This is a genomic window from Novipirellula herctigrandis, from assembly GCA_007859835.1.
Lineage (GTDB): Bacteria > Planctomycetota > Planctomycetia > Pirellulales > Pirellulaceae > Novipirellula_A > Novipirellula_A herctigrandis.
In genome coordinates, this window is the sequence record SJPJ01000001.1 from 3,113,632 (window position 1) to 3,129,538 (window position 15,907).

The window sequence follows — 15,907 nt, forward strand, 5'->3', positions numbered from 1 at the left end:
CCATCGTATCGTTCCCGCCCGTAAACGAGTGAAGAACGCGAACCAAACAAATGCGAGCGGGCCGCTATCATCGTGGCAACGCGCACAACAAATGCAACGCGAAAGTGCTTGCCCGATCAGCCAGTGCATCTGCTGCATTCTCGCAGGCTCAGGTTGGGATAAAATGGGGGGGGATGGTGTGCACTTAAGCGATGTTACAGAACAAAATGAAGAGAGTGGTTTGGATCAAACCTCTCACACAAACTTCTGCGAATTTCGCAACGGCTTAAGCACAAGCCATTCGTGGCGGGGGCCACCGGACAATTGCCTCGATCGCGAATTATATCATAGTCACAGTCGACTATCGTTCCTAGTGCGGTTTCGGAATGTTTCGTCTCGACATAGACCACTTTTTCCTCGGATTTTCACCACTGGTAGATCCATGTGTAAGTGGTGAAGCTGGTGTCCGGTGGATCGTGAAGTTTCTTGCCCTCTAACTCCTCGCCACAGCGGCACGTCAAGCGAAAACCGTCTTGAAAGAACAACGGATCAACGTCATGAAACCGGTACGCGGAAAAGGTATTCGTCTTGGTATCCAGATGCGTCAATCCGGCCAAGTCGTTGGCATATCGCCCCCGGTTAAAGTAATAGGTGCCAAGAAAATAGTCTTCTAACCCCGACGACAACTGCATCGCTTGCGGTACACCGTTTACGTAGGCCCGCACGATCGCTTCCAAATAGCTAATGTCTTTCCAGTCCCCCGTGTCTCGAAGCCCATCACCAACCATCGTGACTTGATACAGTGCCCCAGCCCCTTTCACGTCACAGAGCGAAAACTCTTCGAGCGGTTCGGCAATGTGCCCAACGAGTTTGTGAAGTTTCAGCCGGGCGTTATCGGGCAACCGCACCCCCGCTACGGTGACGGGCAAGTTTTCTGTCCCACGCACAATCCACCAAAACGGCGACGCTTCCGGCGAGTCTTTGGAGCGTTGAGCAGTAACCCGAACTTCACTTCCGTAGGGAATTTTATAAGTGTTGTAGATTCCGCTGGGATTTCCCGTTTTTCCTAATTTTGTGCCGCCCCATGGTGCTGCATCGTCCCCGAAACCGTATCCGTGCCCAAGTCCAAGTTCCATGTCGATCGATGCTTCTTGCTCGCCGTCAACATAAACGCGGATGCGAGTTTGATGATAGCCTGGCCAATCGCCGCCGAACCACATATGGGTCAGGCACCCTTTACCAGAATGCCGCATGAGCTCCGCCTCCTTATAACCATCGAGGTCACGGCGTTCTTTGCCAACAACACAAAACGGCTTCAACGTGGCCACGTCGACAACCTGTGAAGCCGTTTCTGCTCGTACCATCTCCCTCGGTATCAGGACGCTGACCACTAGAAAACCAGGAACCAAACAACAATGCAAAGCATTCCAATTCATAACGTCTCTTTCGATTCAAAACTCAGCAGCGCACTATGGCAATCGTAACCAAGGGAACAGCACAATCATGCGGCCGTTTCTCTACGTCCAGTGCTGGTCAATTTTTCTGCGTAAAAAGTCGACGCTGCGGCGGAGTTGGTCGATTCCGTCTACGCCATCTTCGATACTGATCCAATTGTCGAAACCGTTCCTTTTCAGTTCACTGAAGATGGCATCGTAGTCGTTCAAACCCTTGCCAATTTCGCCGTGGCGGAGCCGTTTCGCGTAGCCCAACGATCCGCCTTCTTCGGCACGGAGATCTTCAATCGTTCCTTCGATCAGGTAACGATCGCTCGCGTGCATGGTGACAACACGGTGCGACACGCGTTTAAGCAACTCGATCGGATCGTCACCAGCAAGAAACGCGTTGCTCGGATCATAGTTGACGCCAAAATTCGGATGATCAATGGCGGCGACTAGATCACAGAATACGTCCATCGCCTGCGCGAACTCTGGATACTCCCAAAAGTCGTCCTTGTAATGGTTCTCCAGAATCAACGTCACGCCGCACTGTTGCGCGTACGGCAAACAAGCGTAGATGCTGTCGGCCGCCAACTTGACGCCCTGATCAATCGTCAATTCAGGTCGGCGTTGCCCACTGAGTACTCGACAATACCGACCGCCGAGCGCGTGTGTCATCTCGATCCAACGTTTTTGCTTTACAATTTCTTTGTCGCGAAAAGCTGCATCAGGGTGCGTGAAATCAGGCGAACAGCACAGCATCGGAATCGTCATACCGAGGTTTTCGACCTGTGTCCGAAAAAACGGCCAATTCGCTTCATCCGCCATTTCGAGGAAGCCCGCGTAAAACTCCAACCCATCGATATCCAATGTCGCCGCAAGCTCAAACCACTCGGCAAGTTTCATCGTGCCATCTTTACAGAGGGCTTGCATGTAAGCTTTTGGAAAAGCAGCGAGTTTAGGCATGGGTTTATTTCACTTTACTTGGTGGGAATCGTTACTTTGCAGGAAGCTTGGCAGGAATCGCTGTGTGGTCACTGGGCAGATTGCGTTACAAATCGTTGTGCCGGTGAGGTTGCGATCTTGCAGACACGTTCAAAGCTCAAACCGGTTTTAGTATTGACTTGACGACTTCGCCTTTGTGCATTTTCTCAAACGCTTCACGCCACTGTTCAATAGACCAAACGCCACCGATGATTGGCTTGACATCCAATTGGCCGCTTGCGAGTAGCGCCAACACGCGTTCCCAAATCGGCCAATTGTGACTAAAACTGCCTTGCAGCGTGACGTTCTTCTGTACAAGCGGGTCGAGGTTGAAGCCAAGCGGTTGCGGCCCCCACCCGACCTTGCTGATCCAGCCGGCCGGTCGCACTATATCAATAGCAACCTTCAGCGTCGCAGTCACACCGGCAGCGTCGATAACACCATCACAACCCAATCCATCTCGATGCCGTGCCCAATCACTCGCGTCGCCAATCACTGCCTCGCAACCGTAATACTGTTTAGCAATTTTCAGGCGACGCTGGTCCGATTCCAAGCCAACCAGAGCCACTTCCGCGCCACAAAGCCGAGCCATCGCGGCGCATAGAATCCCGATCGTTCCCGGACCCAATACGGCCACTCGATCACCGGGCTCGATGCGAGCATTGCGGACGACGGCGTTATAGGCGACACAACATGGCTCGGTCAAACAAGCGTGTTCAAACGGCAAGGCATCAGGAACCGTATGCAAAATCCGTGACGGGACGCGAACGTACTTTGTCATCGCGCCGTCGACGCCGTACCCGAATCCTTTACGAGTCGGGTCGAGGTTATAGAGTCCACGACGTGACATCGGATTCCGCTGGTCAATGATCGCCGCAGTTTCGCTGACAACGCGGTCGCCTTCTTTCCAACCATCCACCGCTGAGCCAATTTCAACAATGTGCCCGCCGAATTCATGGCCGAGCACAACGGGATAATTGACGGGCCAAGAATGATCGGCTGCCCATTGATGCAAATCGCTACCGCAAACGCCCACGTTAGCGACTTCAAGTAGCACGTCGCCTGGCCCGATCGATGGTTTCTCGACCTCACGAATCTCGACCGATCCCTGCTCGGCAGCAAAATTCACAACAGCAGCAGATTTCATTTTTTCGTTCCTAGGAAACGTCTTGCGCGTGAACCGCGTCGCAAATCATACGCAGAGAGCCTTCCAAATCCCCATCAGCTGTCTTGAAAGCATCCGCATCGATGGTCAGTGGGGCACCTAGCACGACAAGCGGCGCACCATATTTTGGACATGCAATCGCTTGCTGCAATGAAAGACCACCCACGGCCTGCACGGGAATTTTCACCGCATCAACGATTTGACGTAGTTGATCGAGCGGACTGGGCATTCGGTGACCACGGGCTGCGATGCCGCGTCGCTCGTCATAGCCGATGTGGTGAATCACAAAATCACAACCGAGGTCTTCGAGCCATTTCGCACCGGCGACCATGTCTTCGCAAACCATGTTGTCACCCATCACTTTGCAGCCGAAATCAGCCCCTGCTTTTACCACACAACGAATCGTCTCTTCGTGAGCACGAGCCATCACGACCACGTGCGTCGCGCCTGCCTTTGCCATCATCTCGGCTTCTAAATAGCCGCCATCCATCGTCTTCAAGTCGGCAACGATCGGCGTCTCAGGAAACGCGGCCCGCAGCGCACGCACGCCATGCATACCTTCAGCCAAAATGAGTGGCGTACCGGCTTCGAGCCAATCAACCCCCGCTCGCATCGCAACATGCGCTGTTTCGAGAGCTTCGTCGATGTTTGTCAAGTCGAGCGAAATTTGAACGATAGGTCGCATAATGGATTTTTGTGGTTTGCGGCACAGACTCATCGCCAATGAAAATCAAACGAACGCTAGGCGGGTTGTACCGCGTTACAGTTCGCGAAGCTTCAAATTTCGCCAACGGACTTCGTACGGACCTTGGCCAGCACCGATTCCATGAACCTGCAAACCGATGAAGCCCTTAGGGTGTGACTGGTAACGTTCCATGTGTGTTAAACCAGAAATTTGCGTCCCATTGATCCACGTTTCAATCTTCGGGCCCTTTGCCAACACGCGATACGAATTCCACTCGCCGTCGATGAATTTATCATGCGGCTTGCGATCGGCGTCCGGCGTCATCCAACCACCGGCGGCTTCACCGTAAACGTAACCCGCCATCTTGTCGATCGATATCTCAACTTGGGGCCCATTCACACGACCACTGGGGGTCCCGCCTTTCGTTTGCGAACGAATTTGAACGCCCGAGTTCAGCCGGCTGTCGACCTTGACGTCAAACTTCAGCTCAAAATCTCCGTACAGTTTGTCCGTGCAGAGGAACGAGTTTGGACTTCCTTCGGTGGTTTTACCAACAATCACATCACCTTCGACCTGGTAAGTCGCCGTACCGTTTCGCTGAGTCCAACCGTCAAGATTCGTGCCGTTGAATAGATCAACGAACACCGAGCCATCTTTGGCTGAGGCGGTGGATAGGAGTGCGACCATTAAGCAAGCACTAACGAAAATACGTTTCATGTCAAAGTCTCTTTGGAATCGAATTGGTAGGAAACACGAGGGATGCAACTGTCGTCGTCGCATTCGCTGAGGTTTGGATTTGCCCAGCATGTCTTCAGAGTCTAGCGAATTCAGCGACCTTCGTATCACGCAAGTCCCATCTTTTCGAACTTGCGTATAAAAATCATACGGCATGAATCGCTGTGCTAGAACGCGAAGTACCCCTCCATGAATGGGTGTGCGAAATCCAAGCACGGTGCGAAGTCCAGGGACGGTGCAAAGTCCAGAAAGGGGAATGATCCATGGGACAAATAGCCGCAATCCCAAATCGGTTTCAATTTTTTTGCTTTCGACTGTCCGATCCGAACGCAACGTTACCGACATCTTGCTAAACTCGTTTACAGTCAGTCCCACCTGCTTAGAATTCCAATGAAAATCCCCGCCATGATTTGCTTCCGCCAGTGGTTACGGCCCTTCGTATCGCACTCGCCCCTCACCAATTTGATCTTTCTGACCGTCTGGATCCTCACCACCAACCTAACGATCGCTGCGGAGTCTCCGATGCGAGCGGTTAAGGCCCCCGGCAGCGGACAGATCGAGGTCTCCGAAGGAGATGCCCCGGTGTTACGGTACAACTACCAGACCGTTGAACCACCGGCAGGCTATCTTGAAGACATTCATGCTAACAATCGAAAGTATGCTGTGCCACGCAGCAACTATATTCATCCGCTGTATGGCCCCGACGGCGAAGAGCTAACTTTGGACTGGTCGCGAGATCATCCGCATCATCGCGGAATCTATTGGGCGTGGCCTGAAGTTGATTTTGGCCATCAGCGGGGCGACCTTCATGCGTTGCAACACGTTTTCGCTCGCCCTACAGGCAACATTCAATTGACCAGTGACAAGGATGTTGCGCAGATCAAGGCCGAAAACGAGTGGAAGTGGGAGGACACGACACCGATCGTCCGCGAAGTGGCAACGATCGTCGCGCATCGTGCCGGTGAACACGGCCGTTTTGTCGATCTGAAATTCGCGTTCACCGCACTGGTCGACGAAGTAGCAATCGCACGACGCAATACCACGTCGTACGGCGGCTTGAATATCCGTTTATCTGCGGTGCAAAACCTTAAGTTGTTACACCATGCAGATTCGCCAACGATAAATCCGCTTCGCAGTTGGTCCGATTCGATCGGCATTCGCGCCGGCGGGTCTCGTCCGGTGGGAGTAGCCCTGTTCGAGAAAACCACCAACCCTCAGTATCCCGGCGACTATGTTGAGTACCCCGAACTGCCCTGGTTTCAAACCACCTTCCCTTTGTCGGGAGAGCGATTTGAGCTGAAAAGGGGGAAGCCGTTGGTTCTTCAGTACCGTCTATGGATCCGCCGCGATGGGAGTACTGACGAGCAGGCATATGACCAGCATTGGCGAGAATGGAATCTTTCTACTGGCCCGAACTAATTCCGAGCATTTATCGAACGATCCAATTCCGATTTTCTACACCTTAATCACACTCCGGAGAACACGATGGACACCCACGATAAACCAGCAACGCACACTCGCCGAACATTCTTACAGACAGCAGGGGCTGCGACCGCGATTGCGGCACCGTACTTCGTTCCCGCGTCTGCTCTGGGGCTTGATGGGAAACCCGCGCCCAGCGAGCGAATCAGTTTGGGGATCATTGGCACCAACGGGATGGGCCAGGCCAACCTTCGAGCGTGCCTGCAATATCCGGATGTCGAACTAACGGCCGTCTGCGACGTATGGAGACGGCGCATGGATCCGCTCGTTGCGCAGCACAAGGCGACCGCCATAGGTCATACCGACTATCGCGAGTTGCTCTCGCGCGAGGATGTCGATGCGGTCATTATTGCCACGCCGCCACACTGGCACACGTTGATGGCAATCGAAGCCGTCGAAGCTGGCAAAGATATCTATCTGCAAAAACCAATGACACTCTATCCCGACGAAACGCTGGCGGTTCGCAATGCCGTTAACCAACACAACCGGATCAGTCAAATTGGCACCCAGATTCACGCGAGCAGCAACTATCGCCGAGTCGTGGAGTGGATTCGTTCGGGAAGGCTCGGCCCCGTGGGCGTGGTACGTACATTCAACGTCATGAATCAAGGTCCCAACGGGATCGGTCACGCTCCCCAGCAGGATGCCCCCAGCGATCTCGACTGGCAACGCTGGTTAGGCCCGGCACCTGCCATTGAATACAACTCACTGCTCGCCGCCGATAGTTACAACCATTGCTCGTTTTGGGATTATTCCGGTGGCTGGACACCCGGCATGGCGCCGCACATTATTGACCTGCCTATCTGGGCGTTAGAGTTGGGTGTGCCGACGGTGACAAGCTGCTCCGGCGGTCGCTACATGGTCGGCGGTGATGGCGATGCACCAGACACACAGGAAGTGATCTGGCAATATCCCAATCTTACGATGCACTGGTCAATGAGCACGTGCAACAGCTTCGCTTTCGATTTCGGTCGTGGCGAACCGGCGAGACGCATTGGCACCTATTTCCATGCTCTCAATGGCACGCTTTACAATGACTACAGTATGCACGAGGTTGTGGCCGAAGGCGGGCTACTCGAGGACAATTCATCGCCACCGCAAAGCATCGAGGCATCGCCTGGTCACGAGCGAGAATGGATCGATTCGGTGAAAACTCGCAAAGAGCCCAGTTGTGGCGTGAATTATCATTACAAGGTAGATCTTGCCCTCACTCTGGCCAACCTTTCCTACAAACTAGGCCGCTCCGTACGCTTTGATTCAGCAACGGAAAAAATCGTTGACGACGACGAAGCCGTTCGCTTGGCACGTCCCACTTACCGCGCGCCGTGGAAGTTCCCAACCCAGTACCTTTCGTAATCAGCGACCGGCTACATTCCGACCACATGCACAACAAGACTCTGGCCCATCATTAGATCGCCCAAGCCGCGTACTGCGGATCAGCCACGGACCACAAAATACGAACGACTACATTTTGGATGAGTATGCATTCTCTTCCATCACATCAAGCAGCGCAACGATTCCTCGAACGGTTTCCTTTTTTTTGATCCGTTCGGTTCGTCTTGTCTCTGTCGAACAGACGCAGTCGGGCGATTGAGTCGTTTTGTCGACCGCATCACTGAACATGATGACACGGTTTCGCCCCTGTTCTTTTGCGACATACAAACAACGGTCGGCTTGGTGAATCATCTCTTGCGGATCCTCTGCGCCATAGCCACTCATCGAAACACCGATACTGACGCTCACCGTTAAATCGGCAGGCTTTTCAAAACGCAATTCCTCGATCCGTTGCCTTGCCAATTCTGCAGCCTCGAAAGCTTTCCCAGCGTTAGCATTGGTCATCACCACACAGAATTCTTCGCCTCCATAGCGGCAAACGATTGCGGAGTCTGTAAACGAGTCTTTCAGAACATTTGCGACACGTTGCAGAACCATATCGCCCACTTGGTGTCCGTAGGTATCGTTGACCGATTTAAAGTGGTCGTTGTCGAACATCAAGCAAGCAATCTCGCCCGCCTTTTGATGTCGCTCGGTCCAAGCAAGTTCGAAAAATTCGAAAAGAGCGCGACGATTTCGGCACTCCGTTAGCGCATCGAGCGTCGCTAAAACCTGAAGCTGGCGATTTCGATTACGCATCTCCTCGCGATTATTCTTCAACATCACGACCATTTGTTCTAATTCAGCATGGTGTTCCTCGGCGACCGTCACATCGCGAAACGTGACCAAAACACCGCCAGGTGTCGACTCCGATGCCGCGATCGGCGAAGCATTAACGGCAAGCAATCGATAGCCACCTTCGGGATGCTTATACCGAATCAATGCCTCACTTTGCCGTTGCAACTCAACGGCCGCGCGAACCCAAGGATAACCGTTGGTGGCGGAAGCCGGACTCTTTGCCCAATTTAGTGATTGAACTTTGCAACCGACCAACCTGCCTTGCTTCACTCCAATCGTTTCACTCAGTGCGCGATTGGCAACCACGATGCGTTGGCGTTCATCAAGCAACAAGAGGCCTTCGGAAAATGCATCAAGCGACTTTCGCACTCGATCAGCAACGACTTGTGAAACCTTAAATGATCCCATCAAGCGAGCGACAAGCAGCGTGTAGGCGCCGACACCCGCGACGACCAAGAACACGACGAATTGAATGATCGAGCGACTATCGCCATGCAAACGATCGGGAACAAAGCCGAGGATCTTCGTGCAAAGCACGATGCTAATGCCGACACAAATGACGACAATGGCGATGCGCAGCGAAGCAAGATAAAGCTTTAGCAATGGAGGTGCGTCAAAGATTTGGGAGACAAGTTCACTGCAAAAGCGTGATTTGCGGATCCCGCAAATCGCTCGTAAAGCAGTCGGTTTCGTTTCCCCCCGTGACGAACCGAATGGTCATTCGATGTACTACAACTCTGGACTACTTCCTCGGGGGGGAAGGTGCAAGAAATTTGAAAGACGACGGGTGAAGTCACTTCGACCACAAATCCGATTCAGGTCATGTCGGTTGTAGCGGTTGGAAGAACAGGTATATCGCCGACCTTTATTGGGAAGGTGATTAGTTGTGACCTAGACTTTGGCGGACTCTCCCTAGACTCACCATCGTACACGCCATAGCCCCCAATTCACTGCAAAGGACTCTCAAGATGTTCGACTCATCGAACGTACGCATTCTGCTTGTCGAATCTGAACGCGTCCTTGCGGACTTGGCATCGTTTCGCCTTGAACTGCTTGGCTACACGATCGAAGTGGTCGAAACAGGTAGCGAAGCGATCACGAAAATTCGTGCGGAAGTGCCTGACCTGTTGATCGTTGACACGTTGCTTATCGACGGCGACGGTTTGGAATGGCTGGCACGACTGAGAACTGAATTCAAATGTGACAGGCTCCCCGCGATGGTGCTTTCGCTCGACCCGAGCTTAGAAACAGTCGAACGAGCGTTCTACGCGGGCGCCCAAGATTACCTGATCACGCCGTTTGATCCGGTCACTTTGGAAAACAAGATTGTGGAAATCGTTTCCAATCGGCATGCCACCTCCGCGCGGCGATAACGATCCCCCACATCGAGAAAACGGAAATACCCATGCGACGACTAGGCGACGTACTCATTGAACAAAAGGTTCTGTCCGCAGACCAATTGGACGCTGCGTTTGAATCAAAACCGCGCGAAGTGCTGCTTGGCGATTGGCTCGTCAGCCAAAAGATGCTCACGATTGGTCAGCTCGGCCGTGCGTTAGCGGAACAATTCGCCGTCCCGTACGTCGACATTGACGTCACCAGCGTTGACGCACAAATCGCTCGCCTACTGCCCGAGGACTTCGCACTCTCCCGTCAATCGGGTGCAATCAGAGTCGAGGGACGCACATTAACTCTCGCCATGGTCGCGCCTGACGATATTGAAACGATCGCCGAAGCGGAATTGATGACGGGTTACCAAATCAAACCCGCCGTCGCGATGGCCGAAGACATCGAAGATCTGATCAGCCGGGTTTATGATGATCGCGCAGTCGCACGGCAAACGATTGTCGACATGAAATTGGCCGAACTCCGGGAACTGCAAGTCACGGGCGAGGACAACGCGGCGTCCATCATTACGGTCGAACAAGAAGACGCCCCCGTGGTTCGACTGGTTCAGGCGATCCTCTCAGGAGCCGCAAATGCAGGAGCGAGCGATGTTCACTTGGAACCGTTCAAGCCCGAAATGCGAGTCCGATATCGAGTCGATGGCGAATTGCAACAAGTGATGACGATTCCTAATCATATTGAAGATTCGGTGATCAGCCGTATCAAGGTTATGGCCGATATGGACACGACCGAAAACCGACGTCCGCAAGACGGCCATTTGAATGTTTTTGAAAATGGCAAACGAGTTGGTTTTCGGGTGAGTGGTATTCCCACCGTCGATGGACAAAAATTGGTACTAAGATTACTCGACGAAGGTGGCAAGAACTACTCGCTCGACAATCTTGGCATGATGCATCGTGACAACACAACGCTGCGTCAAATGATTACCAAGCCACACGGCATGTTTGTCGTCACAGGCCCAACCGGTAGCGGAAAAAGCACGACGCTCTATGCGGTGCTGCAGCACCTCAATGGTGATGACCGCAATATCGTTACTGTCGAAGATCCGGTGGAATATCGGATCCCTGGGATCAACCAAGTCCAAAGCGACAACGAATTTGGGATGGGATTCGCCAACGCCCTGAAATACATCATGCGACAAGACCCCGACGTGATCATGGTCGGAGAAATCCGTGATAGTGAAACGGCAATGACCGCGATCCAAGCCGCACTGACGGGGCACTTGCTCATTAGCACGCTGCATACCAACGATGCGGTCGGTGCGGTTCAGCGATTAGCGGACCTTGGTGTCGATAATTTCAAGATTGCCGGATCGTTGTTGGGAAGCGTCGCACAACGTCTATTACGACGCATATGCGAAAACTGCAAACGCCCCGTTCGCCCGAACGAAAATTTGCTCGATGCCCTCGACCCCGATCACAAAGTCTCTCGTACTGTCGACTTTTTCCGAGGCGACGGTTGCAAGAAATGTTTGGGAACAGGGTTCTCTGGACGACTGCCCATTTTCGAGATCATGCCGATTACGTCGGAGATCACGATGGCAATTGAAGCCGGAGTGCCGCATTCAAAATTACATGACATGGCTGTCGCCGCGGGCATGGTCGAATTGTCTAAAGCTGGACTCGAACAAGCGCTGAACGGTAACACATCGCTCGAAGAAGTTTACTTCAAAACCAGTGGTGACCGGCGTCGCGCAGAACCAAAGGTTAGTTCTGAGTCGTTTGCCGGTGGGCAACGCGAAACCGATATTGGCGTACTGATTTAAGGGCAAATTATGGCGAATGCATTTTCCTATACACCGACGTCCTCTGCTCAGTCAAAACCGACTAGCGGTTTAATGGGGTGGATGCGCAAGCTGCACTCGATCGAACTCGGCAAAAAGACGGAAGGCGACCCAGCGAAAATCCGACCGGTCCCGCTGGCGGATTTGCTGCGACTCCTGCTGATGCTGCTGGAAAACGGTTTATCGCTTCCCAAGGCACTCGGGTCGCTCGCGGCGGATCGGTCTGCGGCACGCTATCGGCCTGTTCTAACACGACTTCGGATGACGATCGAAGCGGGTGGGTTGCTCAGTGATGCGATGAAAAATTACCCGCGGACATTTACCCCTATGCAAGTGCAGCAAATTCGCATCGGTGAAAAGAGCGGAACACTCGAAAAAGCGCTTCGTCGTGTCTGCGAACAACTCGAACGAAGCGTCGCACTGAGGAAACGAATCATTAAAAAGGTCAGCTATCCGGTGCTGATCTCCGTCGCTGGTGCAGGCTTGATGATTTTCATGTGCGTTGTCGTCGTGCCAGAATTCGAAAAGGTCTACGGCAGCAGCGGCGTCGATTTGCCGTTCGTAACTCAAGTGGTTACAGGGATCAGTCGCCAAGTGATCCGAAACGGGTGGCTCGTGTTCCCGCTCGGAATTCTAGCTGTGATACTCATCTCGTTTATTCGATCACGCCCGCGACTTGCTCGACTTGCAGATTCGTTGTTATTGAAATTGCCAATCATCGGGCCGTGGCTTCGGGATGTCGCGATTTTGCAGTTCATTGAAGCAATGTCGTCCATGGTCGAATGCGGATACACGCCGGTTGATGCAGTCCAAGTTGCGGTCGATTGCGTTCGCAACCGAGAAGTTCGTGCAGCAGTGGATCAAATCCGCAAAAACGTGAATCGAGGAGAGCGGTTGAGCACACAACTCGGTGAGCACGACCAATTCTTCTCCAATACGTTGTGCCAACTTGTAGCCGTTGGCGAACAATCCGGCGACTTCGCGAAGTCACTTCATGGCGCCTGCGAACATTTGCGTGAGCGATTAGAAACTCGAATCGATGCATCCGTTGGATTACTCGAACCGACGCTTACGATCTTATTAGCGGTCGCGATCGGTGGCATCGTGTTATCGATTTACACGCCGATGTTCCACATGTTTGAGGTACTCGAATAATGCGTCCCTATGATCAACACTTCTGCCGCCAACAGAGCCGGCAACAAACGAGTAACCAAATGCAACGTCATGCGATGACACTATTGGAAGTGATGTTGGTTCTCGTCATCTCGTCAATCTTTGCGATGATAGGGATTAAGCATTTAATGCAATCCGGCCAAGGTTCTCAGAGGCGAAGTTGCGAATTGACTTGCGAAATGCTTCAGCACTACGTCGAAACCTACATCGACGACACGGGCGAGATGCCAACGCCGAGCCTCCGCGAGATCGCCACGCCGCAGTACACGGGCGGAACGCTCCCCACGTGCCCCGTGACGGGGACAAGCTACACGTTTCGCGGTGGACAAGTGATTTGCGCAGATCATCCATAACAGACGCAGAGAATTCACTCGAGATCAGCAACGACACTCGCGAAAATTGTCTCGCACAACTGGATTGCAGAGCTAGAAGCAGTCTGAGAATTGATCAAGGCACCCGGCCTTCGCAATAAGAAATGCTCCAAAGGCAACTTTATTAAGCCAAATGTGATGATGGCGAGGCTGGTGGTTGGTTTGCAGGAGGTTGGTAGGCAGCAGGATCGCTGACCGGTTGATTCGTTAACACGAGATAACCAACTGCAAAAATCAACAGTGTAAACGGCGTCGTGACCAGTTGGCCGACATAACAAAGCGACGAACCAACCATGGAAAGGACAACGGAGATAACCACGACGATCACGGAAGTCAATTTGTTGTTCAACGAAATCTGAACCGCGGCGTTGATCGACCCCAGTGCGGTCCCTTTGCCATCGCTCACGACAAAGACCCATGGCCAAAGCAACCATTGCGCAAGGAAGGACAAAATCACCATTACCCCGACACCAAGGATTCCAACCCCAAACGCGATACCCTCGTTGTTGGTGATGGCGGCAAGTGCTACCGCCAATGCAGCGAACACTCCGAAGAGAAGCATGGTTGCACCGATCATCGCGGCACCACCGACAATCAACCGAACGACTAGGTTCATTGGCGGCATGAGTTGTGACATTGGTTCGGGCTCGTTCCGTGCAACTGCCAACGCAACGCGGGCTAATCCGACGGTTGTGTAAGCACCGATCAATAATGCGATCGGCATAAAGATCAAAACGAAAGCCGCACCCAACACCTCGTTCCCACCATTGGCCAGGATCCCCAACAAGACAAATGGGACGAGTGTAAGAACGCCAACCGCGACGATGATAATCAACGTGCTGAGGATCAGCGGAGACCAACGTTCTTTGAAAATCGACCAAGAAGGCGAAAAGATATCCTCGATCGGTCGTTGGACAATTTCAATTGCGCCGACTGTCTTTACCGGATGCGGTAATGCAGTCGCCGGCTGATAAGGGTTCGAAACGGATGGGTCACCTGCAGACCGCGGCTGGCCCGATGGTTGTGCAGGCCCACTCGTTCCGCCCATTGGATTTTCCTCGACCGGCTTTGCGAACGGGTTTGTCGGTGACAGTTCGGCAGACGAGGCACTGTCGGATTGGCCCGAGTCGGATTGGCCCGAGTCGGATTGGCCCAAGTCGGATTGGCCCGATGCCGACGATGATTCCCCGACGCGAAACGTGGTTTCGCATGCAGGGCATTTCGCGAGCCGCCCAACCGAATCGGCAGGCAATTCAAGTTCTCTTCTGCAAGAAGGGCATACTTGGCGATAAGCGTTCATCAAGGCGACCCGAAGTGTTTAAGGCAATGGGCAATCCGCAAAAACGGATGCAGGAACCGCCCCCATTACACGCGTTGGCGTGCCGACATGCAAGCACCGCAGTCCGCTCTTTATACCCAAGACTTCGGACGACGCCTACGAGACCTTCTTTTCTCGCATCATATTGTCCAAGGCATCGAACACTTCGTAACTGGCCGATTCCATGCGTTCCAGTGCAACTTTTACCTTGTCGTAATCTCGCGACGCTTCATCCGATTGATCGATACATTCGAATACGTCCAAGACGGAGTCGTGAACAACGGCGTGAGGGGCATTGAGCGTTTTGAACGATGGCGTGTGCGAAAATCGATGATGCCCTTCTCCCTCGCTATGCCACTTACCGAGTCGACAATTGGATGAGTCGACATAGTTACACATCCGACGGTCTTCGAGCAGGCTGTGGTAGGTACAAACCTTCCAAATGACATGATCCAATTTCGCAAGAGTCAAAAAAAGCTGCGAATTGGCATCATCGGCGCTGTGAGCAATTTCGTTCGAAAGCTCGTCGACCTGTTCCAGAATCTCGATGTGGTTGGTAACCGTTTGCCCCATTTCCTTGGCCTGCGATTCGGTCTTCAGTAACTGCTCGGTCGCAACCTGGGAGCTTTCAGTCACTTCAGCGGTTCGTTGCCGAATGTCTCCAACTGCTTTTCGAGTGGCATGTGAGAGCTCTTTCACTTCGTGAGCGACTACCGCGAATCCTTTACCCGCATCGCCAGCACGCGCCGCTTCGATAGTCGCGTTGAGGGCCAACAAATTGGTTTGATCCGAAATATCTTCGATCAATCGGACCATGTCAGCGATGCCCGCTAGCCGGCTATCCGTTTCTTCGATCTTCTCACGTGATACCGATATGGTTTCGCAAAGCAACTGCGAATCGCGATTGAGTTTGTGCGATTCTTCGGATAGTAGATTGCATTTCGTTTTGCTGTCGGCAATCAGGCGCAAATTTGACTCGCTCACATCGACCGACGTGACAACATCCGTTTGGATATTGGTCAAGCATTGCTTTAGATGGTCATGTTCTTCACGAAGAATCGCCATCATTTGAAGATGATCGTGTTCCGAATCTTGTTCCGCATTTTTTGTTGATGCGGCGGCGGGCGATTCTAAGTGAAAGGCCACTTTTTCGGCCAATGATTTACTCGATGTGTCTTGCAACATTGATTTTGCCCCGTTCGTTCAATCGTAGTGCT

Annotated in this window: 14 protein-coding genes; 6 read left to right on the forward strand and 8 right to left on the reverse strand. The window is 52.9% G+C overall.

The genetic code is table 11. The features are described 5' to 3' along the window. Positions 1-404 precede the first annotated feature (404 nt). From CA13_RS11425 to CA13_RS11445, 5 genes are all read right to left on the reverse strand, one after another. The gene (locus CA13_RS11425) at positions 405-1,415 is read right to left on the reverse strand and encodes a DUF2961 domain-containing protein (RefSeq protein ID WP_146396572.1); all 1,011 of its coding nucleotides are present in this window, start codon (positions 1,413-1,415) and stop codon (positions 405-407) included. Between the two features lie 81 nt (positions 1,416-1,496). After that, positions 1,497-2,381: a sugar phosphate isomerase/epimerase family protein gene (locus CA13_RS11430; RefSeq protein WP_146396575.1), complete on the reverse strand. Its 885-nt coding sequence runs from the start codon at positions 2,379-2,381 to the stop codon at positions 1,497-1,499. A gap of 136 nt (positions 2,382-2,517) precedes the next feature. Next, positions 2,518-3,546: a zinc-binding dehydrogenase gene (locus CA13_RS11435; protein WP_146396578.1), complete on the reverse strand. Its 1,029-nt coding sequence runs from the start codon at positions 3,544-3,546 to the stop codon at positions 2,518-2,520. Positions 3,547-3,556: 10 nt separating this feature from the next. Beyond that, complete coding sequence (locus CA13_RS11440) at positions 3,557-4,249, reverse strand: orotidine 5'-phosphate decarboxylase / HUMPS family protein (protein ID WP_146396582.1); 693 nt, start codon at positions 4,247-4,249, stop codon at positions 3,557-3,559. Positions 4,250-4,324: 75 nt separating this feature from the next. Continuing rightward, on the reverse strand, positions 4,325-4,966 hold the full coding sequence (locus CA13_RS11445; RefSeq protein ID WP_146396585.1) for a 3-keto-disaccharide hydrolase: 642 nt from the start codon (positions 4,964-4,966) through the stop codon (positions 4,325-4,327). Positions 4,967-5,374: 408 nt separating this feature from the next. Here CA13_RS11445 and CA13_RS11450 point away from each other — a divergent pair, with 408 nt between their 5' ends. Together CA13_RS11450 and CA13_RS11455 are read left to right on the forward strand one after the other, a co-directional pair. Then, a complete protein-coding gene (locus CA13_RS11450; protein WP_146396588.1) occupies positions 5,375-6,403 on the forward strand; it encodes a DUF6807 family protein in 1,029 nt (342 codons plus the stop codon). Positions 6,404-6,469: 66 nt separating this feature from the next. Further along, positions 6,470-7,822, forward strand: coding sequence for a Gfo/Idh/MocA family protein (locus CA13_RS11455; protein ID WP_146396591.1), 1,353 nt, complete (start codon positions 6,470-6,472; stop codon positions 7,820-7,822). 108 nt (positions 7,823-7,930) lie between these two features. On the opposite strand, the gene CA13_RS11460 is transcribed toward CA13_RS11455, so the two are convergent. Then, on the reverse strand, positions 7,931-9,241 hold the full coding sequence (locus tag CA13_RS11460) for a GGDEF domain-containing protein (protein ID WP_146396594.1): 1,311 nt from the start codon (positions 9,239-9,241) through the stop codon (positions 7,931-7,933). 365 nt (positions 9,242-9,606) lie between these two features. Between CA13_RS11460 and CA13_RS11465 the strand changes: the two genes are divergently transcribed. Genes CA13_RS11465 through CA13_RS11480 form a run of 4 tightly spaced genes read left to right on the forward strand, consistent with a single transcriptional unit; the run spans position 9,607 to position 13,354 of the window. Continuing rightward, positions 9,607-10,011: a response regulator gene (locus CA13_RS11465; RefSeq protein ID WP_146396596.1), complete on the forward strand. Its 405-nt coding sequence runs from the start codon at positions 9,607-9,609 to the stop codon at positions 10,009-10,011. A gap of 32 nt (positions 10,012-10,043) precedes the next feature. Continuing rightward, the gene (locus CA13_RS11470; RefSeq protein ID WP_146396599.1) at positions 10,044-11,810 is read left to right on the forward strand and encodes a GspE/PulE family protein; all 1,767 of its coding nucleotides are present in this window, start codon (positions 10,044-10,046) and stop codon (positions 11,808-11,810) included. A 9-nt stretch (positions 11,811-11,819) separates the two neighbouring features. After that, the gene (locus CA13_RS11475) at positions 11,820-12,983 is read left to right on the forward strand and encodes a type II secretion system F family protein (RefSeq protein ID WP_146396602.1); all 1,164 of its coding nucleotides are present in this window, start codon (positions 11,820-11,822) and stop codon (positions 12,981-12,983) included. Further along, positions 12,983-13,354, forward strand: coding sequence for a type II secretion system protein (locus CA13_RS11480; protein WP_146396605.1), 372 nt, complete (start codon positions 12,983-12,985; stop codon positions 13,352-13,354). Before CA13_RS11475 ends, CA13_RS11480 begins: the two co-directional genes overlap by 1 nt. A gap of 142 nt (positions 13,355-13,496) precedes the next feature. Here CA13_RS11480 and CA13_RS11485 read toward each other — a convergent pair whose 3' ends face one another. Next, on the reverse strand, positions 13,497-14,672 hold the full coding sequence (locus CA13_RS11485) for a zinc ribbon domain-containing protein (protein ID WP_146396608.1): 1,176 nt from the start codon (positions 14,670-14,672) through the stop codon (positions 13,497-13,499). 135 nt (positions 14,673-14,807) lie between these two features. Further along, positions 14,808-15,875, reverse strand: a complete 1,068-nt coding sequence (locus CA13_RS11490; RefSeq protein ID WP_146396611.1) for a methyl-accepting chemotaxis protein — start codon at positions 15,873-15,875, stop codon at positions 14,808-14,810. Positions 15,876-15,907 lie beyond the last annotated feature (32 nt).